This window comes from Paraburkholderia translucens, from assembly GCF_020881035.1.
Taxonomy (GTDB): domain Bacteria; phylum Pseudomonadota; class Gammaproteobacteria; order Burkholderiales; family Burkholderiaceae; genus Paraburkholderia; species Paraburkholderia translucens.
On sequence record NZ_JAJITC010000021.1, the window covers coordinates 39,313 to 64,854 of the forward strand.

The 25,542-nt window shown below is 65.3% G+C and carries 25 protein-coding genes and 1 riboswitch; of the genes, 8 read left to right on the forward strand and 17 right to left on the reverse strand.

Annotated elements, in window-relative coordinates:
* Nucleotides 1-14 precede the first annotated feature (14 nt).
* Together LJ655_RS27470 and LJ655_RS27475 are read right to left on the reverse strand one after the other, a co-directional pair.
* The gene (locus LJ655_RS27470) at nt 15-410 is read right to left on the reverse strand and encodes a dihydroneopterin aldolase (protein WP_230564312.1); all 396 of its coding nucleotides are present in this window, start codon (nt 408-410) and stop codon (nt 15-17) included.
* Nucleotides 411-501: 91 nt separating this feature from the next.
* A complete protein-coding gene (locus LJ655_RS27475) occupies nt 502-1,317 on the reverse strand; it encodes an SDR family oxidoreductase (RefSeq protein WP_230564313.1) in 816 nt (271 codons plus the stop codon).
* Between the two features lie 13 nt (nt 1,318-1,330).
* Between LJ655_RS27475 and LJ655_RS27480 the strand changes: the two genes are divergently transcribed.
* Together LJ655_RS27480 and LJ655_RS27485 are read left to right on the forward strand one after the other, a co-directional pair.
* Nucleotides 1,331-2,533, forward strand: a complete 1,203-nt coding sequence (locus tag LJ655_RS27480) for a class I SAM-dependent methyltransferase (protein ID WP_230564314.1) — start codon at nt 1,331-1,333, stop codon at nt 2,531-2,533.
* Nucleotides 2,534-2,564: 31 nt separating this feature from the next.
* Nucleotides 2,565-2,759, forward strand: a complete 195-nt coding sequence (locus LJ655_RS27485; protein ID WP_230564315.1) for a DUF2905 domain-containing protein — start codon at nt 2,565-2,567, stop codon at nt 2,757-2,759.
* Nucleotides 2,760-2,790: 31 nt separating this feature from the next.
* Here the strand turns inward: LJ655_RS27485 and LJ655_RS27490 are convergent, their stop codons facing one another.
* The 4 genes from LJ655_RS27490 to LJ655_RS27505 all read right to left on the reverse strand — a co-directional run bounded on the left by LJ655_RS27490 (nt 2,791) and on the right by LJ655_RS27505 (nt 7,705).
* Nucleotides 2,791-4,023 carry a multifunctional CCA addition/repair protein gene (locus LJ655_RS27490; protein ID WP_230564316.1) on the reverse strand — a complete coding sequence of 411 codons (1,233 nt, stop codon included), beginning with the start codon at nt 4,021-4,023 and terminating at the stop codon, nt 2,791-2,793.
* A complete protein-coding gene (locus LJ655_RS27495) occupies nt 4,020-4,673 on the reverse strand; it encodes a glutathione S-transferase family protein (protein WP_230564317.1) in 654 nt (217 codons plus the stop codon). Before LJ655_RS27495 ends, LJ655_RS27490 begins: the two co-directional genes overlap by 4 nt.
* A 29-nt stretch (nt 4,674-4,702) precedes the next feature.
* Nucleotides 4,703-5,656: a complex I NDUFA9 subunit family protein gene (locus LJ655_RS27500; RefSeq protein WP_230564318.1), complete on the reverse strand. Its 954-nt coding sequence runs from the start codon at nt 5,654-5,656 to the stop codon at nt 4,703-4,705.
* Nucleotides 5,657-5,737: 81 nt separating this feature from the next.
* Nucleotides 5,738-7,705 carry a lytic transglycosylase domain-containing protein gene (locus LJ655_RS27505; RefSeq protein ID WP_230564319.1) on the reverse strand — a complete coding sequence of 656 codons (1,968 nt, stop codon included), beginning with the start codon at nt 7,703-7,705 and terminating at the stop codon, nt 5,738-5,740.
* 20 nt (nt 7,706-7,725) lie between these two features.
* Here LJ655_RS27505 and LJ655_RS27510 point away from each other — a divergent pair, with 20 nt between their 5' ends.
* The gene (locus LJ655_RS27510; RefSeq protein WP_230564320.1) at nt 7,726-8,325 is read left to right on the forward strand and encodes a 5-formyltetrahydrofolate cyclo-ligase; all 600 of its coding nucleotides are present in this window, start codon (nt 7,726-7,728) and stop codon (nt 8,323-8,325) included.
* A 50-nt stretch (nt 8,326-8,375) separates the two neighbouring features.
* Here the strand turns inward: LJ655_RS27510 and LJ655_RS27515 are convergent, their stop codons facing one another.
* Nucleotides 8,376-8,888 carry a winged helix DNA-binding protein gene (locus LJ655_RS27515; protein WP_230564321.1) on the reverse strand — a complete coding sequence of 171 codons (513 nt, stop codon included), beginning with the start codon at nt 8,886-8,888 and terminating at the stop codon, nt 8,376-8,378.
* Between the two features lie 173 nt (nt 8,889-9,061).
* Between LJ655_RS27515 and pxpB the strand changes: the two genes are divergently transcribed.
* From pxpB to LJ655_RS27540, 5 genes are all read left to right on the forward strand, one after another.
* Nucleotides 9,062-9,715 (forward strand): 5-oxoprolinase subunit PxpB, encoded by a 654-nt coding sequence (pxpB, locus tag LJ655_RS27520; protein ID WP_230564322.1) that lies wholly within the window; start codon nt 9,062-9,064, stop codon nt 9,713-9,715.
* Nucleotides 9,712-10,764: a 5-oxoprolinase subunit C family protein gene (locus LJ655_RS27525; protein WP_230564323.1), complete on the forward strand. Its 1,053-nt coding sequence runs from the start codon at nt 9,712-9,714 to the stop codon at nt 10,762-10,764. Before pxpB ends, LJ655_RS27525 begins: the two co-directional genes overlap by 4 nt.
* Before the next feature lie 20 nt (nt 10,765-10,784).
* Nucleotides 10,785-11,537 (forward strand): 5-oxoprolinase subunit PxpA, encoded by a 753-nt coding sequence (pxpA, locus tag LJ655_RS27530; protein ID WP_230564324.1) that lies wholly within the window; start codon nt 10,785-10,787, stop codon nt 11,535-11,537.
* A gap of 208 nt (nt 11,538-11,745) precedes the next feature.
* Nucleotides 11,746-12,510 carry a DUF969 domain-containing protein gene (locus tag LJ655_RS27535; RefSeq protein ID WP_230564325.1) on the forward strand — a complete coding sequence of 255 codons (765 nt, stop codon included), beginning with the start codon at nt 11,746-11,748 and terminating at the stop codon, nt 12,508-12,510.
* Nucleotides 12,507-13,463, forward strand: a complete 957-nt coding sequence (locus LJ655_RS27540; protein ID WP_230564326.1) for a DUF979 domain-containing protein — start codon at nt 12,507-12,509, stop codon at nt 13,461-13,463. Before LJ655_RS27535 ends, LJ655_RS27540 begins: the two co-directional genes overlap by 4 nt.
* A 24-nt stretch (nt 13,464-13,487) precedes the next feature.
* Here the strand turns inward: LJ655_RS27540 and LJ655_RS27545 are convergent, their stop codons facing one another.
* The 10 genes from LJ655_RS27545 to ahcY all read right to left on the reverse strand — a co-directional run bounded on the left by LJ655_RS27545 (nt 13,488) and on the right by ahcY (nt 25,311).
* Nucleotides 13,488-14,702, reverse strand: coding sequence for a TraB/GumN family protein (locus tag LJ655_RS27545; protein ID WP_230564327.1), 1,215 nt, complete (start codon nt 14,700-14,702; stop codon nt 13,488-13,490).
* A complete protein-coding gene (locus LJ655_RS27550; protein ID WP_230564328.1) occupies nt 14,695-15,714 on the reverse strand; it encodes a peptide ABC transporter ATP-binding protein in 1,020 nt (339 codons plus the stop codon). The genes LJ655_RS27545 and LJ655_RS27550 overlap by 8 nt, the downstream gene beginning before the upstream one ends.
* Nucleotides 15,711-16,715, reverse strand: a complete 1,005-nt coding sequence (locus LJ655_RS27555) for an ABC transporter ATP-binding protein (RefSeq protein WP_230564329.1) — start codon at nt 16,713-16,715, stop codon at nt 15,711-15,713. The genes LJ655_RS27550 and LJ655_RS27555 overlap by 4 nt, the downstream gene beginning before the upstream one ends.
* A gap of 2 nt (nt 16,716-16,717) precedes the next feature.
* A complete protein-coding gene (locus LJ655_RS27560; protein ID WP_230564330.1) occupies nt 16,718-17,635 on the reverse strand; it encodes an ABC transporter permease subunit in 918 nt (305 codons plus the stop codon).
* 88 nt (nt 17,636-17,723) lie between these two features.
* Nucleotides 17,724-18,734, reverse strand: a complete 1,011-nt coding sequence (locus LJ655_RS27565) for an ABC transporter permease subunit (protein ID WP_230564331.1) — start codon at nt 18,732-18,734, stop codon at nt 17,724-17,726.
* A 140-nt stretch (nt 18,735-18,874) separates the two neighbouring features.
* Nucleotides 18,875-20,506 carry an ABC transporter substrate-binding protein gene (locus LJ655_RS27570; protein WP_230564332.1) on the reverse strand — a complete coding sequence of 544 codons (1,632 nt, stop codon included), beginning with the start codon at nt 20,504-20,506 and terminating at the stop codon, nt 18,875-18,877.
* Nucleotides 20,507-20,711: 205 nt separating this feature from the next.
* Nucleotides 20,712-22,370 carry an ABC transporter substrate-binding protein gene (locus LJ655_RS27575; protein ID WP_230564333.1) on the reverse strand — a complete coding sequence of 553 codons (1,659 nt, stop codon included), beginning with the start codon at nt 22,368-22,370 and terminating at the stop codon, nt 20,712-20,714.
* Between the two features lie 166 nt (nt 22,371-22,536).
* A complete protein-coding gene (gene metF / locus LJ655_RS27580) occupies nt 22,537-23,367 on the reverse strand; it encodes a methylenetetrahydrofolate reductase [NAD(P)H] (protein ID WP_230564334.1) in 831 nt (276 codons plus the stop codon).
* Nucleotides 23,368-23,378: 11 nt separating this feature from the next.
* Nucleotides 23,379-23,732 (reverse strand): phage holin family protein, encoded by a 354-nt coding sequence (locus LJ655_RS27585; protein ID WP_230564335.1) that lies wholly within the window; start codon nt 23,730-23,732, stop codon nt 23,379-23,381.
* A gap of 160 nt (nt 23,733-23,892) precedes the next feature.
* A complete protein-coding gene (ahcY, locus tag LJ655_RS27590; protein ID WP_230564336.1) occupies nt 23,893-25,311 on the reverse strand; it encodes an adenosylhomocysteinase in 1,419 nt (472 codons plus the stop codon).
* A 33-nt stretch (nt 25,312-25,344) separates the two neighbouring features.
* Nucleotides 25,345-25,479: riboswitch (S-adenosyl-L-homocysteine riboswitch) on the reverse strand.
* Nucleotides 25,480-25,542: the final 63 nt, after the last annotated feature.

Genomic DNA, 25,542 nt, shown 5'->3' on the forward strand with positions numbered 1-25,542 from the left:
GGTGCATGCATCGCTCAATCCTCCTTGATGCGGAAGACTTCGACACCGACCGCATCGCAGTCCGGATAGACGTCCGGCTTCTCGGTCGACACGCGCGCGCCGCGCACCTGCGGATGTTCGAGCATGACGCGCACGAGGTCGTCGCACAGCGTTTCCTGCAGATGGATATGGCCTTGCGAGACCCGCTTGGCGATCGTCGAGCGCATGAAGTCGTAGTCGACGACTTCGTTGAGCTTGTCGTGCACCGGCGTGGACAGCGCGAGCGGCACGAACAGTTCGACGTTGATCACGACGCGCTGTTCGCCACGCTTTTCGAAGTCGTGCACGCCGATATTGATGTGCACTTCGTAATTGCGCAGAAAGAGCCGGCGGCAATCGGCGAGCCGGGGGTGCGAAAGAGCGGCAAACATGTTCGTTCCAGTCAAAAAGGCGTGCGTTTGCACGCAAAGGGGCACTTCACCACGCGCGACGGCTGCCTCGGCGAGGCGGGCCGCGCGCGTGTCAGGCGCCCGTCAAAAACATCACGTCGCGCGGCAGCGGCACGAGATGCTGCCCGCCGTCGACCACCAGCGTCGTTCCGGTGACGCCGGCTGCATCCGCGAGATACAGCGCGGCGGCGACGATATCCTCGGGCCGCGACGCACGGCCAAGAGGCGTCATACGGTGAGCGGCTTCAAACCCTTCATGGGTCTGATCGGCCGATTGCATGGTCAGGCCGGGAGCAAGCCCGACCACCCGGACCTTCGGCGCGAGCGCCTGGGCGAGCGCGACCGTCGCGGTCTGCAGCGCCGCCTTCGACAGCGTGTACGACAGATAGTCCGGGTTCATGTTGTACAGCTTCTGGTCCAGCACATTGATGACGACACCGCGCTGGCTTTCGTCGCGCAAGGCGGCATCCGGCGTCGCGTCGTACAGCATACGCGCGAGCACGAGCGGCGCGCCGACGTTCATCGCGGTCAGCTTCAGCAGCAGCTCGTAGCCGACGTCGCGCGCCGTGTCTTCCTCGAAGCGCGACGCGTTGTTGACGATGCACGACGGCCGGCCCAGCGCCGCGGTACAGTCCGGCAGCAGCCGCACGACCTGCGCTTCGTCGCCGAGATCGGCGTGCAGCGCGACCGCGCGGCGGCCCATCGCGATGATTTGCGCGACCACTTCGTCGGCTTGCTCGCGCGAGGCGCCGAAGTGCACGGCCACATCCCAGCCGCGCGCGGCGAAGCCGAGCGCGAGCGCCCGCCCGATGCGGCGCGCGGCGCCGGTAATTAGCACGACGCGGGGCGTTTCGGCCGCGTGGGCGGCGAGGTCCGGAGAGACGGTCATTTACAATGCGGGGATGAATCCGAAAGCTCACGAACCCGATAGTTTACCTGCTCCCGGCCCGAGCGCGCTCGCGCAGTCCGACGCACTCGTCGCTGCGATCCGCGCGCAGCTCGACGCGGCCGGCGGCTGGCTGCCGTTCGACCGCTACATGGAGCGCGCGCTGTACGCGCCGGGGCTCGGCTACTACAGCGGCGGTGCGCGCAAATTCGGCCTGCGCGCCGAGGACGGCAGCGACTTCGTCACCGCGCCGGAACTATCGCCCCTGTTCGCCGCGACGCTCGCGCGCCCGGTCGCCGAAGCGCTGGAGGCGAGCGGCACGCGCGACGTGATCGAGTTCGGCGCCGGCACCGGAAAGCTCGCCGCGGGGTTGCTCAATGCGCTCGACACGCTCGGCGCGGAGTTCGACAGCTACTCGATCGTCGATCTGTCGGGTGAGCTGCGCGAGCGGCAGCGCGAGACGATCGCGGCGGCCACGCCCGCGCTGCTCGCGAAAGTGCGCTGGCTCGACGCATTGCCGGAGCGCTTCGAGGGCGTCGTGATCGGCAACGAGGTACTCGACGCGATGCCGGTACGGCTCTTCGCCCATCGCGGCGGCGTCTGGCACGAGCGCGGCGTGGTGTGGCGAGAGGCCGCATTCGGATTCGACGACCGACCGGTCGCGGCTGCCGCGGACCTCGCGCTGCTCGCCGAAATCGACGCGACCCGCGACCCCGCCGGCGACGACTACGTGACCGAAACGCACGAAGCCGCGCGCGCCTTCACGCGCACCATCTGCACGATGCTCGCGCGCGGTGCGATTTTCCTGATCGACTACGGCTTTCCGCGCCACGAGTACTACCACGACCAGCGCACGCAGGGCACGCTGATGTGCCACTACCGGCACCGCGCGCACGGCGACCCGTTCCTGTACCCCGGCCTGCAGGACATCACCGCGCACGTCGAATTCACCGGCATTGCCGAAGCGGGCGTCGAGACCGGCGCGGACCTGCTCGGCTTCACGTCGCAAGCGCGCTTCCTGCTCAATGCGGGCGTCACGGAGGCGCTCGGCGAAATCGATCCCGCTGACACCGCTCGTTTTCTGCCCGCGGCCAATGCGGTGCAGAAGCTGCTGTCCGAGGCGGAGATGGGCGAGCTGTTCAAGGTGATCGCGTTTTCGCGCGGACTCGACGACACGCTACGCGCCTTTTCGAGCGGCGACCGCTCGCATACGCTGTGATTGTGAATCCGCCTTGGCTTAAGGACTCGCGATGATCCGCTGGCTGCTGACTACCTTCGTTGCCGTCGCGGTGCTGTCGTCGTGCTGGCCGTGGCTGAAGAAGCTCGGCATCGGCCGGATGCCCGGCGATGTGACCTTGCGGCTGTTCGGCCGCGAGTATCCGTTTCCGTTCATGTCGACGCTGGTGCTGTCCATGTTGCTGTCGCTGCTGGCGCGGGCGTTGTAGGCGCCGCGCACCGCTTTACGCCAGCGACATTTCAGGCGAGCGCCGCGTCCACCGCGCGCACGCGCTCCTCATGCACGGCGTCCCTGATGCCGGCCGGCGCATCGGCGAGCCGCTTCGCGACCGCTCCCGCATCCACGCCTCGCGCGGCGACCAGCGCAACCCTCAGCCGCTCCGCCTGCGGGTAGTCGCTCATTTCGAAACCGAGCCGGCCGCGCGCATCGGACTCGCACGCCTGCAACGCCTCGGCAAAGCGCGCCGGTTTGCGGATCGCGTCGCTGCGCTCGAGCAGGCGCACCAGCGCCGCCGCCCCCATCTCCATCACGCGATGAATCGTGCCGTGCTCGCGCGCGACCAGCACGGCGAGATCGCGGCACTCGTTCGGCACGCGCAGCCGCTCGCACAGCGGCTTGAGCAGATCGACACTGCGCCCTTCGTGGCCGATATGCCTCGGCAGCACGTCCTCCGGCGTGGTCGCCTTGCCGAGGTCGTGCGTCAGCGCCGCGAAGCGCACCGGCAGCGTGTAGCCCTGCTGCGCGGCATGGTCGAGCACCATCATCACATGGATGCCGGTGTCGACCTCGGGGTGATAGTCGGCGCGCTGCGGCACGCCGAACAGCGCGTCGATCTCCGGCAGAATCCGCGCGAGCGCGCCGCATTGGCGCAGCACGTCGAACATCCGCGACGGCTTCTTCTCCATCAGTCCGCGCGAGACCTCCTGCCACACGCGCTCGGCGACCAGCGCATCGGCTTCGCCATCGGCGACCATCTCGCGCATCAGCGCCATCGTTTCCGGCGCGACCGTGAAATCGACGAAACGCGCCGCGAACCGCGCGATGCGCAGAATCCGCACCGGGTCTTCGAGGAACGCAGCGCTGACATGGCGAAAGAGCCGCGCCTGCAGATCGGCCTGACCGTTGAACGGATCGATGACCGGGCCGGTCGGCTCGCCGTCCGGGCGCACCTCGCGCGCCATCGCGTTGATCGTCAGATCACGGCGCGCGAGGTCCTCTTCGAGCGTCACGTCGGGCGCGTAGAAAAACTGGAAGCCGTGATAGCCCGCGGCCGTCTTGCGCTCGGTGCGCGCGAGCGCGTACTCCTCATGCGTCTGCGGATGCAGGAACACTGGAAAATCCTTGCCCACCGGGCGGTAGCCCTGCGCGACCATCTGCTCGGGCGTCGCTCCCACCACCACATAGTCGCGGTCCTTCACCGGTACGCCGAGCAATTCGTCGCGGACCGCGCCGCCTACTGCGTAAATGTTCATGGGCATTCGTCTTGATAGGCAATGGCGTGCGTTTCGCGGCGCGCGGCGTCGATCCATGCATTGACCGCGGGCAACGCGGTCAGCCGCTCGACATAGCCGGCCGCGCTCGCCGACAGCGGCGGCTTCCATGTGTTGAAGCGCATCGCGACCGGCGCGTACATCGCGTCGGCAATGCCGAATTCGCCGAACAGGAACGGGCCGCCGTAGGTATCGAGGCAGTCACGCCAGATCGTCGTGATTCGCGCGATATCGGCGAGCGCGCCGGCCGTGGCGTTCTTGCCCGGGAACGACGCGCGAATGTTCATCCACATGTTCGAGCGCAATTCGCCGAAGCCCGAATGCATTTCGGCGCTGACGCTGCGTGCGTGGGCGCGCGCCGCTGCGTCGCGCGGCCATAGCGCGTGCTGCGGATAGCGCTCGGCCAGCGTTTCGGCGATCGCAAGCGAATCCCATACGGCTTGCCCCGCGTCGTCGATCAGACACGGCACCTTGCCCGGTGCGCGCGGCGCCTGGGCGCAGACCTTCGCGTTCGTGTCCGGCTCGTTCAGGAAGATCAGCTCCTCGTCGAACGGAATGCCGAAGTGCGTGAGGAGCAGCCACGGGCGCATCGACCACGATGAATAGTTCTTGTCACCAATCAGTAGTTTCATGCCTGTCATCAGGGAGCGAGGAATGAGTTTCAGCGTCCCGCGGTGGCGCGGAACGTGTCGAGTCGTGAACCTTTGGCCGCGCCGGTCAGATACGCCGGCACGATTGCTTCGATGCTGACCGGCTCGAGTCCGAGTTCGGGCGCGAGCGGTGCGCTCAGAATATTGGCGACCTTCATCGAATCGAGATTGTCGCGCGAAATCACCGGTTCGCCCGGCGCCATTTCGAAGCTCAGCGCCTGCAGGCGCGCGAGCGGTTCGGGTAGACGGATGATGCGCGCGTGCTTGCCGATCACGTCGCCGCAATACGAGACCAGCTCTTCGAGCGTATAGATGGTCGGGCCGCCGAGCTCGTAGGTGCGGCCGTTCGCGCCATCGAGATCGAGCACGTTGACGATCGCCTTCGCGACGTCGCCGACATACACCGGTTGGAATTGCGCGTCGGGCATCGCGAGCGGAATGACCGGAAACACGCGCTGCAGGAACGCGAACTTGTTCAGAAACGCGTCCTCCGGGCCGAACACGACGGACGGCCGGAAGATCGTCCACGCGACGCTCGCCGCATGCACGGCTTTTTCTCCGTCGCCCTTCGAGCGCGAGTACATGCTCGGGCCGTTCGGATTGGCGCCAAGCGCACTCAGGTGAATCAACCGATGCACGCCCTTGCCTTCACAGGCGGCGACGATGCGCGTCGGCAGCTCGACGTGCGCATGCGCGAACTCCTGCCCATAGGGCTTGCCGCGTCTACCGTTGAGGATACCGACGAGGTTGATCACGCAATCGGCGCCTTCGACGAAGCGCGCGAGCTGGACCGGATCGAATACGTCGGTTTCGAGCACGTCGATCGGCAGCATGGTCAGATGGCGAGCGTTGTAGCGTCGCCGCGTGGCGAGACGCACGTCCTTGCCCATCTCGACGAGCGCATTGACGAGGTAGCTGCCGATGAACCCGGAGCCGCCGATGACTGCGATGGCTTGATGTCGCATTTTCGACTCCCTGTTGGAAGCCGCGGCAACGGCTGGCGAAGCGCGCCGCAACTTCGAAGCGAAATTGCGGCGGCAAGGCGCTTACGGTGCGATGTAACCCAGGCGCGCCTTCAGCGATTGCGGACGGCCTTCGAACAATGCCGCGTAGTAGACCGTGTTGGACAGCACATTCTTCACGTAGTCGCGAGTCTCCTGGAACGGAATCGCCTCGGCGAAGATCGCGCCTTCGACCGGGCGCTGCAGCGACTGCCGCCAGTTGCGCGGACGGCCCGGACCTGCGTTGTAGCCAGCGGTGGCCAGCACGGCGGACCCGTCGAACTGATTGTAGATCATCGCCAGGTAGTTCGTGCCGAGCAGGATGTTGGTGTTGATGTCGTTCATCTGCTCGCGCGACACCGGGCCGAGACCGATCTTCTTCGCGACCAGTTGCGCGGTGGCCGGCATCAACTGCATCAGGCCGCCCGCGCCGACGTCCGAGCGCGCGTTGATGATGAAGCGCGACTCCTGGCGGATCAGCCCGTACGCCCACTCGACGTCGAGCCCGCTCGACTGCGCGTCCTGCTCGACGATGTTGCGGAACGGCGAAAGGTAACGCAGCGTGAAGTCGTGCTCGCTCTTCGTGCGGTCCGCGGTGTTGACGGTGCGGTCGTACAGCTCGATGCGGCGCGCGTATTCCGCGGCAGCGAGCAGTTGCCGGTCGGTCATGTTGCGCAACGGCCAGTTCCACTCGCGATTGCCTTCGAGCCGCAGATTCAGCATATAGAAACGCCGCGCGAGGTCGAAGCCCGGCGTGGTGCCCGCTTGCTGCACTTCAGCGTCGGTCACGGCGGTTTTCGACGGCACGGTGATCTTCTGGCCGAGCTCTTCGAGCGCAAGCTGACCGTAGAAGTTGAAGTTCGACGCGATCGATTCGAATTCCTGATTGGCCGTTGCCGTGTCGCCGGCCTGCTTCAGCGCGCGCGCGTGCCAGTACACCCATGACGGCTGTTTGCGCAGCGATTCGGGCATCTGTTCGATCGACCAGCGCACCATGTTCCAGTCGCCGGCGAGCAACGCGCTGCGCGTGCGCCATTCATAGGCGGGATTCGACAGCGGCGCGTTCGCCGACAGCCGGAACCAGTCGACCGCGCCAGGTATCTGCTTGAGCGCGGCCTGGTAGCCGATCGTGCCCCAGCCGATCGCGCGCTCGGGCGCATTCAGCGACGGCGCGACCGACGCGAACGTGGCCGCGGCCATAGCCGGATCGTTGCGCGCCATGCGCGTGATGGCGAGCAGCGCCAACTGATGCGACTGCGCGTCGGGCCCGACGCCGCGCGCGAGCAGCAGCGGCGGCGTACTGGTCGCCTGGCTGAACAGCACCGGGTCGGGTGGCTGGTCGCCGAGCGCGTCGACGAGCTTGGCTCCGGTGCTCGTGTAGTTCTGCTCGTACGCGAGACGGATCTGCTGCCAGATGTCGTCGGGGCTGAACTGGCGGTTCGCGCCCAGCACCGTGATCAGATCGACGCAGCCGTCGCCGTACCATTTCGGCTCGACGAGCAGCGCGCGCGCTGCGTCCGCGACGTTCTCGCCGCGCGACGCGCGCGATTCGAGCGCATAGCACTTCACCTGGGTGTCGTCGTCGAGCACGAACTTCGCATATTGCTGGTCGAAGTTGCGCCAGTCGTGGCGCATGCCGAGCACCGTCAGGTAGTCGTTGCGCATGCGATCGGCGATCGCCTGGCCGTCGTACTTCTGCAGGAACGCGAGAACGGGGGTATCCGGCGCGTCGATGAGCGCATGGCCGCTCGAATCGAACAGTTGCGGCTTGATCTGAAAATATTCCAGATACGACGGCGCCGGATAATTGGGGATCATGCTCGCGAGTTGAGCTGCCCGCGGCGCGTCGTTAGTGCGCGCGGCTTCGCGAAGCTGGACGAAGATTTGATCGTCGTTCGTGAGTTGCGAGATCGGGAGAGGCTTGACGGCCGAGGCGGTGCTGCACGCGACGAGCGCCGCTGCGGCCAGCGCGATACCGGCCGCGCGATATACTCGAAAAAGGCGTTTTGACATCGTTGTTTCTGGAGCGCGAATTGGACCCAAGCATAGCATGCAACCCTGTCCCGCCAGCGAAAAAGGCACTCCGCCGGACCTTGCTGGAAACCCGTCTGCAAGCGGCTTCCGAGCCCGCGACGAATGCCGCGCTCGGGCGTCGGGTGCTCGATGCGCTAAAGCACTACGCAGTACAAAGCGTGGGGTTCTACTGGCCGCTCGCCGGCGAATTCGACGCGCGCGGCGCGATCGCGATCTGGCTCGCCGCGAACCCTCATCACGAAGCCAGTCTGCCAATCATCAAAGAACGTGGCACGCCGCTCGAATTCCATGCGTGGACGCCCGTGACACCGATGAAAATCGGCCATCACAAGATTGCCGAGCCCACCTCGGGGCGAGTCGTGCTCCCCGAGCTGCTGTTCGTGCCCTGCGTGGGTTTCGATGCCGACGGCTATCGCCTCGGCTACGGCGGCGGCTATTACGATCGCACGCTGGCCTGCTGGCCGGCCGCGCGCAAACCGATCACGATCGGCATCGCATACGAAGCGTGCCGCACCGGCACGCTGGAACGCGAGGCGCATGACATTCCGCTCGACCTGATCGTCACCGAGGCAGGGTTTCATCCGGCGCTGCCGGGTTGAACGCGCGCCACGCGGCATGTGATGCGCGGCGCTTGCGCGGTATTGCGCGGTTAGAGCGAAGCCGCCGCGCGCGCCGCCGTGTCGTACAGCCCCGACGCATTGCGCAGCAATTGCGCAGCCTCGCCGATCTGCTCGTTGGTCAGGCCGCTTTCTTTCAGCGTCGAGATCAGGCAGTTTTCGCGCACCTCGCGATACTTCAGGCAGAGCTCGCGGCCTGCGTCGGTCGCGGAAAAGAACACTTCCTTGCCGGTTTTTTCGCTTTTTACGTACCCTCTAGCTACGAGCTTCTTCAATGCGTAAGTCGCGACGTGCGTGTCCTCGATGTTCAGCACGAAGCAGATGTCCGCGAGTTTCTTGCGACGTTCGCGATGGCTCACGTGGTGCAGCAGCGACACCTCGATCGCGGTCATGTCCTTGTCGCCGGCTGCCGACATGCAGCGCACCATCCAGCGGTTGAATGCATTGCCCGCCATGATCAGCGCGTATTCGAGTTCGGATAGTTCCGCGCTGGTCTCGGAGACGAGGTGTTCCGACGAAACGATCTTGGTGGGATGACGCGTCATACGAGGTTCCCGGGACGAAATGGGCTGGAAAAGTGCCGCAAGTGTACGACGACACCCCTCGCCGGCGAGCCTGGCAAAAACGCTTATTGTTAAATTGTCAATATTTTATTGATAATGTACGCTCCACACGTCGTCGACTCCTTCATCCTCCGATTCGATCCGGGCCGTCCACCATGAGCCAACCACGAATCTTTCCGCTCGGCGATGCCGCGCTCGTCTGCGAAGCGCCGCCGCCCGCCACGCTGGCGTGTCAGCAGCGCGTGTGGGCCGCGGCCGAAGCTGCGCGCGACTGGCCGCATGTGCTCGAAGTCGTGCCCGGCATGAACAATCTGACACTCGTGTTCGATCCGCTCGCCACCGACGCCGACGCGCTCGGCGAACAGTTGCTCGCCGCCTGGAACGCGGCCGCCCAAGTGGCCGCGCCGGCGCGCGAGGTCGAGATCCCCGTGCGGTACGGAGGCGAATTCGGCCCCGATCTGCAGACGGTCGCCGAACATGCCGGGTTGAGCGCCCGTGAGGTCGTCGAGCGTCACTCGGGCGGCGCCTATGTGGTGTTTTTTCTCGGCTTCCAGCCGGGCTTCGCCTATATGGGCGGGCTGGACGCCGCGCTGTACACGCCGCGCCGCGCGTCGCCGCGGCTCGAGGTGGCGGCGGGCTCGGTCGGCATCGGCGGCGAGCAGACCGGCATCTATCCGGCCGTGTCGCCGGGCGGCTGGCAACTGATCGGCCGCACCGAGGTGCCGCTGTTCGATGCGGCGCGCCGCCCGCCCACGCTGCTGCAGCCCGGCGACCGCGTACGCTTCACGATCGCGGAGATCCACGCATGATCGACGTGATCCGCGCGGGTCTCCTGACCACCATCCAGGACCTCGGCCGCCACGGCTACCGGCATCTCGGCGTCGCGATGGCGGGCGCGCTCGACCGGCTGTCGCTCGAAGTCGGCAACCGGCTGGTCGGCAACCGCCCCGACGCGGCCGGCCTCGAAATCACCTTCGGCCCGACCGTGCTGCGCTTTCTGCGTGCCACGCGCGTCGCGATCACCGGCACGGAGTTCGGCGCGACGCTCGATGGCAAACCCGTCTATTCATGGTGGAGCCTGCCCGTGCAGGCCGGCCAGGAACTCGTGCTCCACGCGGCGAAACGCGGCATGCGCGGCTACGTCTGCGTGGCGGGCGGCATCGACGTGCTGCCGATGCTCGGCTCGCGCAGTACCGATCTCGCCGGCCATTTCGGCGGACTCGGCGGCCGCGCGCTCAATGACGGCGACCGTCTGCCGGTCGGCGCACCACTGCAGCGCGGCCGTCTCGGCTTCACGCCAGAGGCGCCAGGGTTCGGCGTGAAGGCGCCCGCCTGGTGCAAGTTCGTGCAGGTCCACGAGCCGCTGCGGCGTGGCCGTCATCCGTCGGGCGTGCCGTGGGCCATACCGATCCGCGTGCTGCGCGGTCCCGAATACGACAGCTTCACCGCGGACGCACAGCAGTCGTTCTGGTCCGACGAGTGGCTCGTGACCCCGAACAGCAACCGCATGGGCTACCGCCTTGCCGGCACCGAGCTGCAACGCATGCACCAGACCGATCTGCTGTCGCACGCGGTGCTGCCGGGCACGATCCAGGTGCCGCCGAACGGCCAGCCGATCGTGCTGATGAGCGACGCGCAGACCACCGGCGGCTATCCGAAGATCGGCGCAGTGATTCAGGCCGATTTGTGGAAGCTCGCGCAAGTGCGCCTGAACGCGGCGATCCGTTTCATCCCGACGACGCCTTACGAAGCGCGCCAGGCTTTGCTGGAAGAACGCACGTATCTGCGGCAGATCGATGCCGCGATCGCGATGCATGAAGAGCGTTGCGTGCGCCAGGCGGCGCTCGAGACGCAGTAACACCAAGTCAAGGAATCGCCATGGAAATCGATCTGAACGCCGATCTCGGCGAAGGCTGCGGCTCCGACGAAGCGCTGCTCGACCTCGTGAGCTCCGCCAACATCGCGTGCGGCTGGCATGCGGGCGGCCCCAACGCGATGCGCGACTGCGTGCGCTGGGCCGTGCGCAAAGGCGTGTCGATCGGCGCGCATCCGAGCTTCAACGATCCCGAGAACTTCGGCCGCAAGGAAATGGATCTGCCGGCGGGCGAGATTTACGCGGGCGTGCTGTATCAGCTCGGTGCGTTGTCCGCGATCGCGCAGGCCGAGGGCGGGCGCATCGCGCACGTGAAGCCGCACGGCGCGCTCTACAACCAGGCCGCGCGCGACGCGAAAATCGCCGACGCGATCGTCTCCGCCGTGCACGACTTCGATCCCTCGGTGGCGGTGTTCGCGCTCGCCGGCAGCGGACTCGTGAGCGCCGCGCGCAACGCGGGTCTGACCGCGATCGAGGAAGTGTTCGCCGATCGCGGCTATCGCGCGGACGGCTCGCTCGTGCCGCGCAAGGAGCCGGGCGCGCTGCTCGACGACGAGGACGAAGTGCTCGCGCGCACGCTCACGATGATCCGCGAGCAACGCGTGCAGGCCGTTGACGGTCAATGGGTGGCGCTGAACGCACAGACCATCTGCCTGCACGGCGACGGCCCGCACGCGCTCGCCTTCGCGCGACGCATCCGCGGCGCGCTCGACGACGCCGGTATCGAAGTGCACGCGGCGGGCGCCGCGCGCGTTTGAGCATTCGCATCAGCGCCCTCCGCACCGCGCGCATTTACCCGATCCAGCGCGCGTGACCGATCCAGCGCTTCGCTCCCGGGCGGGGCAGGTAAAGAGAGTTCGACGCGGCCGCACAGCCGCGGCAGCACACCGGCGCATGAGACCGCATGCGCCGGTTCAGGTAAGCCGCCAACCGCGGCGAAGTTGAACAATCTCTAGGGAGACCCTGATGCAGACAACTGTCAGTCTATGGCCGCTCATCGGTGTGGCCGTCATCATCGCCGGCTTTCTGTTGCGCTTCAATCCGATGCTGATCGTGGCCGTCGCCGCGATCGTCACCGGTTTCGCCGCGCACTTCCCGCCGGAAAAAATCCTCGCGCTGATCGGCACCGGCTTCATCAAGACGCGCAACATCCCGCTGATCATCCTGCTGCCGCTTGCGGTGATCGGCCTGCTCGAACGACACGGCTTGCGCGAGCGCGCACAGGCGTGGATCAGCGGCATCAAGGCGGCGACCGCCGGGCGACTCTTGATCGTCTATCTGGCCGTGCGCGAGCTGACCGCCGCGGTCGGCTTGACCGGGCTCGGCGGCCATCCGCAGATGGTGCGTCCATTGATCGCGCCGATGGCCGAGGGCGCGGCCGAGAGCCGCTTCGGCAAGATCAGCGACGCGGTGCGCTTCCGGCTGCGCGCGTTTTCCGCCGCGACCGACAACGTCGGCCTCTTCTTCGGCGAGGACATCTTCGTCGCGTTCGGCGCGATCGTGCTGATGACGACTTTCCTGAAGGAAGCGGGCATCGTCGTCGAGCCGATTCACGTGGCGGTATGGGGCATTCCGACCGCGATCAGCGCGTTCATCGTGCATGGCTTCCGGCTCTGGCTGCTCGACTGGCGGCTCGAACGCGAACTGCGCGGCACCGCGCCGGGCGGCAGTTCGAGCGCGGCCGCATCGACGCCTGCTTCGGCCACGCGCGCTACCGGAGACGAAGCATGACCTTCACGATCACTTACCTGTTCTGGCTGCTCGGCATCGTGCTGCTGGTTATCGGCGGCATGATCGTCACGGACCGCGAGCACCCGCGCCGCTTCACCGCGGGAGGCTTCTGGATTCTGTATGCGCTGATTTTCCTGATCGGGGACCGGTTGCCGACGGCCGTCGTCGGTGTCGCGGTGATCGCGATGGCGCTGATCGCGGGCTTCGGCGGCGTCACCGCGGGCAAGCCGAAGACGCTGTCGCTCGAAGCGCGTCAGGCGCGCGCCGCGCGTCTGCGCAACAAGCTCTTTATACCGGCGCTGACGATTCCGGTCGTCACCGTGATCATCACGTTCGCGGCGAGCCACCTCGTGTTCGGCGGCGTGCCGCTGATCGAGAAGGCCAACGTCACGCTAATCGGCTTTGGCCTCGGCTGCGTGATCGCACTCGTGATCGCCTGCGTGATCACGCGCGATACGGTCGGCCAGTCGATGAAAGAGGCGCGCCGCCTCGTCGACGCGTTGTCGTGGGCGGCGGTGCTGCCGCAGATGCTCGGCATGCTCGGCCTCGTGTTCTCGGACGCGGGCGTCGGCAAGGCGGTCGCGCACGTGACCACGTCGTATATCAGCCTCGATTACCGTTTCGTCGCGGTGGCTGTCTACTGTATCGGCATGGCGCTGTTCACGATGGTGATGGGCAACGGCTTCGCCGCGTTTCCGGTGATGACGGGCGGCGTCGGCGTGCCGATCCTCGTCGGCGTGTTTCACGGCAACCCGGCCGTGATGGCGGCGATCGGCATGTTCTCCGGCTACTGCGGCACGCTGATGACGCCGATGGCCGCGAACTTCAACATGGTGCCGGCCGCGCTGCTCGAATTGCCGGACAAGAACGCGGTGATCAAGGCGCAGATTCCGACTGCGCTGCCGCTGCTGGCGATCAATATCTTGCTGTTGAATTTTCTGATGTTTTTGTAGTGTTTCGGTTTTAGCGCTTAACCCTCACCCCGCCTCAACCACGAAGCCGTGCTGCCGCAATAGCTGCAGCACGCCTTTCGGTCCACCGAGGTGCAATGCGCCGATCGCGACGAACAGCGGCCTGTTCGGCGCGGCGAGCTGCAAGATCCTTGCAACGAAGCGGCGATTACGCTCATAGACGATCCGGTTATCGATCGAATCGGAAACGCGCCGGTCGCGCGCGAGCTTTTCCGATTTCGCGGCCTGCCACGCGGCGATCGCATCGGCATCGCCAACCTGCCACAGCCGATGCAGCGCACGCACGTCCTCGACATTCTGCGCGGGCGTCTGCACCAGATCCTGCGCGAGCATCTCGCGCTGCTGCGCGGCCGATAGTCCGGTGAACGCATGCATCTGCTGCGCGAGCGTTTCGAGTCCGACGATCTTGCCGCGCGTTTTCAGATAAACGTTCTGCAATTGCGCTTCGGTGCCGTACTCGGTTTGCAGACCCGCCGAGAGCGAGTCGTAGGTCTCGACCACCAGCGACGCGAGCCACGGCCGCATCTTCTTGATCGCATCGAGCGCGGCCTGGTTGCCGCGCAGCCGCAACGCGAGCTTGCGCCACAGCGGTTCGGGCAGCAGACCCGGCAGGCAGTCGTTTTTGCACACGCCGTACTTCGACACGTCGTCCTGCGACACCAGCAGTTCGTCGGGCGACAGTTCGAGCGCGAGCGTCGGCGACGCCGCGAGCGCCGCGAGGATCGGCGCGCGGAACGGCTGTCCCGCCGGATAGTCGGCAGGGTCGCCGACGTGCAGCGTGCCGAGCACGTAGATGGTGATATTGCCGCGCGTCGCGACATAGAAAGGCATGCGCGCCGGTTGCTGGCGCACCGGGCCGCTCGCCGTGGTGCCGGGCACCGGCGGCGCAGCGGGCCGCGGTGGCGTGCCGGGCACCGTGACCGTCGGGCGCACCTGCTGGCCTGGCGCATTGGCCGCCGCGCCGGCCGCGTAAGCGATGCCGGTGACGGCCGCGCCGGCCGACACCACGCAGGCGAGACGAAAAAAAATGGAAAAGGACGCGCGAACATAGGCTGGACAAACCGCGCGCGCGAACGCATGAACCAACGCGCCGGCGCAGCTTCCAGCAAACGCGCCGCAGAGCGCGGCGCCTTTCAGCGCACGCGCCCGGCAGCGCCGCGTGAAGGCGCCGCCTTCACACAGACGGCGCGCAAGACGACGCGCCGCCACCGCATCAGGCATCCACGTCCCCCACCTCTTCGGCGCGGTGACATGAGACGAGACGGCCATCCACTTCACGCAGCTTCGGCTCCTCGCTGCGGCAGCGGTCGATCACGTACGGGCAGCGCTGATGGAACGTGCAGCCCGACGGAGGATTCAGCGGCGACGGCATTTCACCTTGCAGCTTGATCTTGATGGTGCGGTCCGCCTCGAAGATCGACGGGGTCGCCGACATCAGCGCACGCGTGTACGGATGGCGCGGCTTCGAGAAGATGCGCTGCTTGTCGCCCAACTCCGCGACGCCGCCGAAGTACATGACCATCACGTCGTCGGCGATATGCTCGACCACCGACAGATTGTGCGAGATGAACACGTAGCTCGTCTTGAACTCGTCCTGCAGGTCCATGAACAGGTTCAGGATCTGCGCCTGGATCGACACGTCGAGCGCCGACACCGGTTCGTCCGCGACGACGATCTGCGGATCGAGGATCATCGCGCGCGCAATCGCGACGCGTTGACGCTGGCCGCCGGAGAACATGTGCGGATAGCGCTTCGCGTGCTCGGGCCGCAGGCCGACCGTGCGCATCATCTGCGCGATGCGTTCGGCGCGCTCAGTCGCGCTCATCTGCGTATTGATCGCAAGCGGCTCGCCGAGCGTCTGCTCGACGGTCTTGCGTGGATTGAGCGACGCAAACGGGTTCTGGAACACCATCTGCACGCGCCGCCTGAGCGCCGCGATCTTCTCGTGACTGGCACCGGCCACATCCTCGCCGTCGATCAGCAGGCGGCCCGCGCTCGGCGTTTCGATCATCGTCAGTTGACGCGCGAGCGTCGACTTGCCGCAGCCGGACTCGCCGACTACGGCCAGCGTCTTGCCGCGTTCGAGCGCGAACGACACGCCGTTCAGCGCCTTCACCGTGCCATGCGCGAACATGCCGCGCTTGACCGTGTAGTAGCGCGCGAGCCGATCGGCGACGAGCACGTGATCGCCAGTACGATCCGGCTGGCGGCGGGTTTCGGGTACTGCGCTCATCGGGCGCCTCCTTGCGTGTGAACGTCGGCGTCCTTCTCGAGGTTCAGCGGCTTGATGCAGCGCACGCGCGTGAAATCGGCGTGAGCGGGCAGCGGCGCGAGCGCGGGGCGGCCCTTCATGCAGTCGTCGACCACGTACTTGCAGCGCGGCGCGAACAGACACCCCTTGGGCCGGTCGTCGCGACCCGGCACCATGCCCGGCAGCGCCGCGAGCCGCACCGCGCCCACGTTGTGCTCGGGAATCGCGGCCAGCAACGCTTCCGTGTATGGATGATGCGGCGCGGTGAAGATGTCCGGCACCTTGTTGGTCTCGATCACCTCGCCCGCGTACATCACGGCGACGCGCTGCGCGACCTCGGAGACCACGGCCAGATCGTGCGAAATCAGCACGAGCGCCATGCCGCGCTCCTTCTGCAGGCGCATCAGCAGTTCCATGATCTGCGCCTGGATCGTCACGTCGAGCGCGGTGGTCGGCTCGTCGGCGATCAGCAGTTTCGGGTTGCAGGCGATCGCCATCGCGATCATCACGCGCTGGTTCATGCCGCCCGACATCTGATGCGGAAACGAGCCGATGCGGTTCTTCGCGTCCGGAATGCCGACCTGATCGAGCAGCTCGAGCGCGCGTTTTTCCAGCGCCGCGCCGCGCAGGCCTTCGTGCAGCTTCAGCACTTCCTTGATCTGATAGCCGACCGTGTAGCTCGGGTTCAGGCTCGTCAGCGCGTCCTGGAACACCATCGCGATGTCCTTGCCGATGATCTGGCGGCGTTGCTTCGCGGAGGCCTTCAGCAGATTCTTGCCGTCGAACGTGATTTCGTCGGCGGTGACCTTGCCGGGCGCGTCGATCAGGCCCATCAGCGCCATCATCGTCACGCTCTTGCCCGAGCCCGATTCGCCGACCACGCCGACCACTTCACCGGGCGCGACGTCGAGATTGATGCGGTCGACCGCGGGCAGGCCGCTGAAGTTGACCGCGAGATTGCGGATGGTCAGTAGGCTGTTCATGGTCAGGCCATCCGTTTCAGTTTGGGGTCGAGCGCGTCGCGCAGCCCGTCGCCGAGCAGGTTGATCGCGAGCACCGAGATCAGGATGGACAGGCCCGGCATCGTGACGATCCACCATGCGCTCTCGATGTAGTCGCGCGCCGACGCGAGCATCGCGCCCCACTCGGCAGACGGCGGTTGCACGCCGAGGCCGAGGAAGCCGAGCGCGGCGGCGTCGAGAATCGCCGACGAAAAGCCCAGTGTCGCCTGCACGATCAGCGGCGCGGTGCAGTTCGGCAGCACCTGCGAGAACATCAGCCGCAACGTGCCCGCGCCCGCGACGCGTGAAGCGGTCACGTACTCCTTCTGCAACTCGCCCTGAGCGGAAGCGCGCGTCAGACGCACATAGCCCGGCAGCGCGACGATCGCGATCGCGAGCATCGTGTTGACGAGACCCGGACCGATGATCGCGACCACCGCGACCGCGAGCAGCAGCGACGGCAGTGCGAGCAGCACGTCCATGATGCGCATGATCGGCGTGTCGGCCCATTTCTCGAAGAATGCGGCGACGAGGCCGAGCACCACGCCCGGAATCAACGCGAGCACCACCGACACGAACCCGATCCAGAACGACAGCCGCGCGCCGTACATCAGACGCGAGAGGATGTCGCGGCCCGCTTCATCGGTGCCGAGAATGAACTTCCAGTTGCCGCCGTCGAGCCACGCGGGCGGAATCTTCACGAAATCGCGGTATTGCTCGATCGGGCTGTGCGGCGCGATCAGCGGCGCGAAGATCGCGATGAAGATCAGCACCAGCACGATGATGCTCGCGCCGACCGCGCCGCGGTTGCGCGAGAAGTTGGCCCAGAATTCGCGCGCCGCGATGGCGCGCCCGCTCGGCGGCGTGACCGCCTGGGGGACGGTGTTTTGAATGTCAGCCATCGTGTCATGCCTCCCGCAGAGCCGCCTCAAGGGAGGCATGCGCCCCCTCGGGGGGCAGCGAACGTAAGTGAGCGTGGGGGTACATGTGTTACCTCGTATGGCGAATGCGCGGGTTGAGCACGCCGTACAGCAGATCGACGATGAGGTTCACGACGATCACCAGCGTCGCGATCAGCAGGATACCGCCCTGCACGACCGGATAGTCGCGCCGGCCGATCGCGTCGATCAGCCACTTGCCGATGCCCGGCCATGAAAACAGCGTTTCGGTCAGCACCGCGCCCGCGAGCAGTGTGCCGACCTGCAGGCCGATCACCGTGACGACCGGAATCAGCGCATTGCGCAGCGCATGCACGACGATCACGCGTGCCGGCGACAAGCCCTTCGCACGCGCGGTGCGGATGTAGTCCTCACGCAGCACTTCGAGCATCGACGAGCGCGTCATGCGCGCGACCACCGCGAGCGGAATCGTGCCGAGCACGATCGCGGGCAGAATCAGATGACTGAGCGCGGACTTGAACGCGCCTTCGTCGGTGGACATCAGCGAGTCGATCAGCATGAAGCCGGTCACGTGCGGAATGTCGTATTCGACCGCGATGCGGCCCGACACCGGCGTCAGGCCGAGCTTGACCGAGAACACCATGATGAGGATCAAGCCCCACCAGAAGATCGGCATCGAGTAGCCGGTCAGCGCGGTGCCCATCACGCCGTGATCGATCACCGTGCCGCGCCTCAATGCCGCGAACACGCCCGCCGGCAGGCCGACGATCAGCGCGAACAGCATCGCGCACATCGACAGTTCGACGGTGGCGGGAAAACGCGCGAGGAATTCGCCCATCACGCTCGTGTTGGTGATGATCGAAGTGCCGAGGTCGCCGTGCAGCGCGCGGACGATGTAGTGGAAGTACTGGATCGGCAGGGGCTCGTCGAGCCCGAGGCGGTGCATCGCGGCCGCATGCATGGCCGGATCGACGCCGCGCTCGCCCATCATCACTTCGATGGGGTCGCCGGGGATCAGGTGAATCAGCGCGAACGCGAGGATGGTGATGCCGATGAACGTCGGTATCACCATGCCGATGCGGCGCAAAACGAAGCGGAACATGGTTCGCTCCTATGGTACCGGTGATGAAAAAACGCAACCGGCGACGAGGGCTCGTGACCCCGGTCGCCGGACCATTTCGACCAGTGTTCCAACTGTCGAAGAGCGTACTGTATTGCGGCGTACTGCGCGAACTTTGCGAATTACTTGACGCTGACGCCGTCGAAGCGCGCGTAGCCGAGCGGTTCGATGCGCATGTCGACCACCCTCTTGCTGACCGGCTGGTAAACCGTCGAGTGAGCAACCGGCGAGAACGGCAATTGCTGCGCGAAGATATGCTGCGCATCGCCGTAGATCTTCGTGCGCGTCGCCACGTCGGACGTCGTGCGGCCCTTCTGGACCAGATCGTCGAACGGCTTGTAGCACCACTTCGAGAAGTTGTTGCCATTGATCGCCTCGCAGCCGAGCAGCGTGCCGAGCCAGTTGTCCGGATCGCCGTTGTCGCCGGTCCAGCCGATCGTCAACACGTCGTGCTCGCCCGCGTGTGCGCGCTTGATGTACTCGCCCCACTCGTACGTGACGATCTTCGCCTTCACGCCGATCTTCGCCCAGTCGGCCTGGATCATCTCGGCCATCAGGCGCGCGTTCGGGTTATACGCGCGCTGCACCGGCATCGCCCACAGCGTGATGTCGAAACCGTTCGAGAAGCCGGCCTTCGCGAGCAGGTCCTTTGCCTTGGCCGGATCGTACGAGGCGGCCGGCAGGTTCTTGACGAACGACCATTGCGTCGGCGGCATCGGGTTCGTGGCCAATTGGCCCGCGCCCTGGTAGACCGAGTCGATGATCGCCTTCTTGTTGATCGCCATGTCGAGCGCCTGACGCACTTCGAGCTTGTCGAGCGGCTTGTGCGTCACGTTGTACGCGAGGTAGCCGAGGTTGAAGCCCGGCTGCGACGGCATGTCGATATTCGGCTCGGCCTTCAGCGGCGCGATGTCGGCCGGGCGCGGATAGCTCATCACCTGGCATTCGTCGCGCTTGATCTTCTGCACGCGCACGCCCGCGTCCGGCGTGATCGAGAAGATCAGCTTCGAGATCTTCACGGCGTCCGGCTTCCAGTACTCCGGATTGCCGTCGAAGCGGATCGTCGCGTCCTTCGTGTAGCTGCGGAAGATGAACGGCCCCGTGCCGACCGGGAACTGGTTGATGTCGGCGGCCTTGCCCGCCTTCAGCAGCTGATCCGCATATTCGGCCGACAGGATCGACGCGTATTCCATCGCCAGATTCTGGATGAACGGCGCGTTGACTTCCTTCAGCGTGAACTTGACCGTGTACGGATCGACCTTCTCGACGCTCGTGATCAGCTTGTCGAGGCCCATGTCGGTGAAGTACGGGAACTGTACCGGATACGCCTTGCGGAACGGCTGGTTCGGGTCGAGCATGCGCTGGAACGAGAAGACCACGTCGTCCGCGTTGAATTCTCGCGTCGGCTTGAAGAACGCCGTGGTCTGGAATTTCACGCCATGACGCAGATGGAACGTGTAGGTCTTGCCATCCGGCGAAACGTCCCACTTTTCCGCGAGACCCGGCTCGACCTTGGTGCCGCCGCGCTCGAATTCGACGAGGCGGTTATAGACGGTGAACGTGTTGGCCGTGAAGTCGACGCCCGTCGTGTATTGGGCCGGATCGAAACCCGCGGGGCTGCCTTCCGAGCAGTAAACGAGGGTCTTGTTCGGGATCCCAGCCGCCTGGGCGCTCGTGACGCCAAGCAGGGATGCCGCTGCGGCAGCGACGAGCGTGGACACACGCGCAACGCGCAACAGATTGTTTTGCTTCATGTTTCCTCCAGGTTCAGGGCCGGCTTGCGCCAGCGTAGCGGGATATTACTTGAGCTTGGGCTGGCCACCAAGCGAACGAAAATCCCTTTGTTGACTATAGGAAACACTTCGCGCAAACGTTTTACCGTGGCTTCGCCACCAGCCGGGAAGGCCCGTTCGGGCCGCCCGGCAGCGCAAGCGGCGCAAAAAAGCGCGCCGTGTCCGCTTATTTCAGACCGACCTCCAGGAATTGCGTCGGGCCGAACGGATCGATCTTGAAGCCCGTCACGTTCTTGCTGATCGGCTGATAGACGGTCGAATGGGCGATTGGCGTGAACGGCACCTGGTCCTTGAAGATCTCCTGAGCCTGCGTATAGGCCTTGGTGCGATCGGCCATGTTGGTAGTGCTGCGGCCCTGCTTGATGAGATCGTCGAAGGGCTTGTAGCACCACTTCGAGAAGTTGCTGCCGTTGACCGCGTCGCAGCCGAGCAATACGCCGAGCCAGTTGTCGGGATCGCCGTAGTCGCCGGTCCAGCCGATCAGCATCGCCTGATGCTCGCCGGCATGCCCGCGGCGGATGTACTCGCCCCACTCGTAGGTGGCGATATTCACCTTGACACCGATCTTCGCCCAGTCCGCCTGCAGCATTTCGGCCATCAGGCGCGCGTTGGGGTTATAGGGGCGCTGTACCGGCATCGCCCACAGCGTCAGCTCGAAGCCGTCGGGGTACCCCGCCTGCTTCAACAGCGCTTTCGCTTTGTCGACGTCGTACGGCGCGTCCTTCAGGTTCTTGTCATAGCCCCACTGTGTCGGCGGCATCGGATTGGTCGCGGCCTGGCCCGCGCCCTGGTAGACCGCCTCGATGATCGCCTTCTTGTTCACCGACATGTCGAGGGCGCGGCGCACGAGCACGTTGTCGAGCGGCTTTTTGGTCGTGTTGTACGCGATGAAGCCGAGGTTGAAGCCCACTTCGCTCGGCATCGCGAGCGAGGCATCCGCCTTCACGGCGGGGATGTCGGCCGGGCGCGGATACGACATCACCTGGCATTCGCCGCGCTTTAACTTCTGCAGGCGCACGGCCGGATCGACCGTGATCGCGAAGATAAGCTTGCTGACCCTGGCGACGCCCGGCTTCCAGTAGTCGGGATTGCCGTCGAAGCGGATCGTGTCATCCTTGGTATAGCTGCGGAAAATGAATGGACCGGTGCCGACCGGGTACTGGTTGATGTCGGACGCCTTGCCCGCTTTCAACAGTTGATCCGTGTATTCAGCCGACAGGATCGAGGCGAACGGCATCGCGATCTGCTGCAGGAACGGCGCGTCGACTTCCTTCAGCGTGAAGCGCACCGTGTACGGATCGACCTTCTCGATCTTCGCGATGTTCTTGGCGAGACCGAGGTCGTTGAAGTACGGGAAATTGACCGGATACGCCTTGCGGAACGGATTCTCGGGATCGAGCATGCGCTCGAAGGTGAACACGACGTCGTCCGCGTTGAATTCGCGGGTCGGCTTGAAGTACGACGTGGTCTGGAATTTGACGCCGGGGCGCAGATGGAACGTGTAGGTGAGGCCGTCGGGCGACACGTCCCACTTTTCGGCCAGACCGGGCTCGATGTCCGTGCTGCCGTGCGCAAATTCGACGAGCCGGTTATGGACCGTGTACGAGCCGGCGCTGAACTCGACGCTGGTCGTGTATTGCGCGGTATCGAAGCCGGCCGGGCTGCCTTCGGAGCAGAAGATCAGCGTCTTGTCGGGCAAGGTGGCCGCCTGCGACGCGGCGGGCGCGAGGCCGCTCGCGGCAACCGCGAGCGCGGCGAGGGCCGGCAGGCAGAACTGGTGAAGCGCGAACGGCCCGTGTGCCGCAGTCTTTCTTGTCACTGTCATATCGTCCTCCGCACAGCAGCCGGGTTAGCTGCATTTCGATAATAGACAGCACAAAATTGAGCTTCAACAGGGAATTACCACGCTATTGCGCACGAATTTGAGACGAATTCCCGACTGGAGCAAGCCGCGCGGCCGTGGCGGCCGCGCGGCCAGGCGGGCATGCAGCTCACATGCCGAGCCGTTCGCAAATCGCCTTTGTCGCCGTGGCGGCGTTCAGCGTGTAGAAGTGAAGACCCGGCACTTTCGCGTCGATCAGCCGTTGACACAGATCCGTCACCACGTCGAGCCCGAACGCGCGGATCGACTCGCGGTCGTCGCCGAAACTCTCGAGCCGGCGCGCGATCCAGCGCGGCACTTCCGCGCCGCACATTTCGGAGAAGCGCATCAGCTGCGAGAAGTTCGTGATCGGCATGATGCCGGGCACGATCGGCACGTCGACGCCAAGCTTGCGCGCATCGTCGACGAATCGGAAATACGCGTCGGCGTTGAAGAAATACTGCGTGATCGCCGAGTTCGCGCCAGCCTTCACCTTGCGCGCGAAATTGTCCAGATCATGACGCGGCGAGCGCGCCTGCGGATGGTATTCCGGATAGCCGGCCACCTCGATCCAGAACCAGTCGCCGAACTCGGCGCGGATGAAGCTGACCAGCTCCGACGCATAGCGCAGCTCGCCGACGGCGCCCATGCCCGAAGGCAGATCGCCGCGCAGCGCGACGATGTGACGGATGCCGTTCGCGCGGTATTCGCCGAGGATCGCTCGCAGGCTTTCTTTCGACGAACCGACGCACGACAGGTGCGGTGCGGCCTCGAGCCCTTCCTTCGCCATGTCGAGGACGGTATCGAGCGTGCCTTGTTGCGTCGAGCCGCCGGCGCCGAACGTGACGGACACGAACTTGGGTTTGAGCGGTACGAGTTCCGCGCGCGTCGCGCGCAGTTTGTCGACGCCTTCCTGCGTTTTCGGCGGGAAGAATTCGAATGAAAGTTCGATCGGATTCATAGTCAAAAAGGTCAACCGAGGCTGCGGTTGCCGAAAATGAGCGCGGACAGCAGCCACGACACGATGCTGTACAGGATCGAGCCGAAGAACGCCGACCAGAAGCCCGACACCTCGAAGCCCTTCAGCAGCGACGCGGCCAGCCAGAAGCACAGCGCATTGACGACCAGAATGAAGAGGCCGAGCGTGAGGATCGTGACGGGCAGCGTCAACAGGATCAGCAGCGGGCGCAGCACCGAATTGATGAGGCCGAGCACGATCGCGACGATCAGCGCGGTGCCGAAGCTGCGGATGTGGATCGACGGAACGATGTAGGTAATGATCAGCAGCGCGAGGGCGTTGATGAGCCAGGTCAGCAGCACGGTCATGTGCAACTCCTTGTGAGCATCTGTGCGGAGAAAGTGTCCGGCAAACGGAAAGCGGTGCTGGCGAACAAAGCGGCGCATGACGCGCCGCCCGGTGATCAGACCGTCAAGCTTTGACTTCCGCCCGCGTGAGCCGGTATCGAACCCGCGGGCGGCCGCGTGCTTAGTAGCGGTAGTGATTCGGCTTGAACGGACCGTTCCTGTCGACGCCGATGTAGGCGGCCTGTTCTTCCGACAGCACGGTCAGGTTCGCGCCGATGCGCGCCAGATGCAGACGCGCGACCTTCTCGTCGAGATGCTTCGGCAGCACGTACACCTTGTTCTCGTACTTCGCGCCCTGCGTGAATAGTTCGATCTGCGCGAGCGTCTGGTTCGTGAACGAGTTCGACATCACGAACGACGGATGGCCCGTCGCGCAGCCGAGGTTCACGAGGCGGCCTTCGGCCAGCAGGATCACGCGCTTGCCGTCCGGGAAAATGATGTGGTCGACTTGCGGCTTGATGTTTTCCCACTGGTACTGGCGGGTCGACGCAACGTCGATTTCCGAGTCGAAGTGGCCGATGTTGCAGACGATCGCGTTATGACGCATCGCCTTCAGGTGGTCGTGGTTGAGCACATGGTAGTTGCCGGTCGCGGTCACGAAAATGTCGGCCTTGTCGGCCGCGTATTCCATCGTCACGACGCGGTAGCCTTCCATCGCGGCTTGCAGCGCGCAGATCGGATCGATTTCGGTGACCCACACGGTCGCGCCGAGGCCGCGCAGCGATTGCGCGCAGCCCTTGCCCACGTCGCCGTAACCGGCCACGACCGCGATCTTGCCCGCGATCATCACGTCGGTCGCGCGCTTGATGCCGTCGACGAGCGACTCGCGGCAGCCGTACAGGTTGTCGAACTTCGACTTCGTGACCGAGTCGTTGACGTTGATCGCCGGGAACGGCAGGCGGCCTTCCTTTTCCATCTGGTACAGACGGTGCACGCCGGTCGTGGTTTCCTCGGTGACGCCCTTGATGTGCGCGAGGCGCTTCGAGTACCACGTCGGGTCGATCTCGAGGTGCGCGGCGATCGACTTGTACAGCGCGGTTTCTTCGTCGTTGGTCGGCTTGGCGATCACCGAGCGGTCTTTCTCGGCCTTCGAGCCGAGGATCAGCAGCAGCGTCGCGTCGCCGCCGTCGTCGAGGATCATGTTGGCGAACTCGCCGTTCGGCCATTCGAAGATGCGGTGCGAGAACTCCCAGTATTCGTCGAGCGATTCGCCCTTGAACGCGAACACCGGCGTGCCGGCCTTGGCGATCGCGGCAGCGGCGTGGTCCTGGGTCGAGAAGATGTTGCACGAGGCCCAGCGCACATCCGCGCCGAGCGCGGTCAGCGTCTCGATCAACACGCCCGTTTGAATCGTCATGTGCAGCGAACCTGCGATGCGCGCGCCCTTCAGCGGCTGCTGCGCCTTGTATTCGTCGCGCGTTTGCATGAGGCCGGGCATTTCGGTCTCGGCGATCGTGAGTTCCTTGCGGCCCCAATCGGCGAGCGACATGTCGGCAACGATGTAGTCCTGCTTCTGGGAATCGATGACTGCGGCGTTCATCACGCCCTCCTTTCTAAGAAATTGACTAGAAATGTGACGTGAGCGCGGTTCGAGGCAGAGGACGGAATGGCGCGATGCGCGTTCCATGCTGCCGATTGAAGCCTTCGAGCCTGGCGGGCGGCCGGCGAATGCGGATTCGCGGTACCCGTCGCAACGCTCCTCGAAGACGAACGGCGATTGTAGCAAATCGAGATGACTTCGGCGCGCGCAGCGCCTCAGGGAAGCCGGTGA

Coding starts and splice junctions, on each gene's coding strand:
- LJ655_RS27470 (WP_230564312.1), bottom strand. CDS start 410: ATGTTTGCCGCTCTTTCGCACCCCCGGCTCGCCGATTGCCGCCGGCTC.
- LJ655_RS27475 (WP_230564313.1), bottom strand. CDS start 1,317: ATGACCGTCTCTCCGGACCTCGCCGCCCACGCGGCCGAAACGCCCCGC.
- LJ655_RS27480 (WP_230564314.1), top strand. CDS start 1,331: ATGAATCCGAAAGCTCACGAACCCGATAGTTTACCTGCTCCCGGCCCG.
- LJ655_RS27485 (WP_230564315.1), top strand. CDS start 2,565: ATGATCCGCTGGCTGCTGACTACCTTCGTTGCCGTCGCGGTGCTGTCG.
- LJ655_RS27490 (WP_230564316.1), bottom strand. CDS start 4,023: ATGAACATTTACGCAGTAGGCGGCGCGGTCCGCGACGAATTGCTCGGC.
- LJ655_RS27495 (WP_230564317.1), bottom strand. CDS start 4,673: ATGAAACTACTGATTGGTGACAAGAACTATTCATCGTGGTCGATGCGC.
- LJ655_RS27500 (WP_230564318.1), bottom strand. CDS start 5,656: ATGCGACATCAAGCCATCGCAGTCATCGGCGGCTCCGGGTTCATCGGC.
- LJ655_RS27505 (WP_230564319.1), bottom strand. CDS start 7,705: ATGTCAAAACGCCTTTTTCGAGTATATCGCGCGGCCGGTATCGCGCTG.
- LJ655_RS27515 (WP_230564321.1), bottom strand. CDS start 8,888: ATGACGCGTCATCCCACCAAGATCGTTTCGTCGGAACACCTCGTCTCC.
- pxpB (WP_230564322.1), top strand. CDS start 9,062: ATGAGCCAACCACGAATCTTTCCGCTCGGCGATGCCGCGCTCGTCTGC.
- LJ655_RS27525 (WP_230564323.1), top strand. CDS start 9,712: ATGATCGACGTGATCCGCGCGGGTCTCCTGACCACCATCCAGGACCTC.
- pxpA (WP_230564324.1), top strand. CDS start 10,785: ATGGAAATCGATCTGAACGCCGATCTCGGCGAAGGCTGCGGCTCCGAC.
- LJ655_RS27535 (WP_230564325.1), top strand. CDS start 11,746: ATGCAGACAACTGTCAGTCTATGGCCGCTCATCGGTGTGGCCGTCATC.
- LJ655_RS27540 (WP_230564326.1), top strand. CDS start 12,507: ATGACCTTCACGATCACTTACCTGTTCTGGCTGCTCGGCATCGTGCTG.
- LJ655_RS27545 (WP_230564327.1), bottom strand. CDS start 14,702: ATGCCTGATGCGGTGGCGGCGCGTCGTCTTGCGCGCCGTCTGTGTGAA.
- LJ655_RS27550 (WP_230564328.1), bottom strand. CDS start 15,714: ATGAGCGCAGTACCCGAAACCCGCCGCCAGCCGGATCGTACTGGCGAT.
- LJ655_RS27555 (WP_230564329.1), bottom strand. CDS start 16,715: ATGAACAGCCTACTGACCATCCGCAATCTCGCGGTCAACTTCAGCGGC.
- LJ655_RS27560 (WP_230564330.1), bottom strand. CDS start 17,635: ATGGCTGACATTCAAAACACCGTCCCCCAGGCGGTCACGCCGCCGAGC.
- LJ655_RS27565 (WP_230564331.1), bottom strand. CDS start 18,734: ATGTTCCGCTTCGTTTTGCGCCGCATCGGCATGGTGATACCGACGTTC.
- LJ655_RS27570 (WP_230564332.1), bottom strand. CDS start 20,506: ATGAAGCAAAACAATCTGTTGCGCGTTGCGCGTGTGTCCACGCTCGTC.
- LJ655_RS27575 (WP_230564333.1), bottom strand. CDS start 22,370: ATGACAGTGACAAGAAAGACTGCGGCACACGGGCCGTTCGCGCTTCAC.
- metF (WP_230564334.1), bottom strand. CDS start 23,367: ATGAATCCGATCGAACTTTCATTCGAATTCTTCCCGCCGAAAACGCAG.
- LJ655_RS27585 (WP_230564335.1), bottom strand. CDS start 23,732: ATGACCGTGCTGCTGACCTGGCTCATCAACGCCCTCGCGCTGCTGATC.
- ahcY (WP_230564336.1), bottom strand. CDS start 25,311: ATGAACGCCGCAGTCATCGATTCCCAGAAGCAGGACTACATCGTTGCC.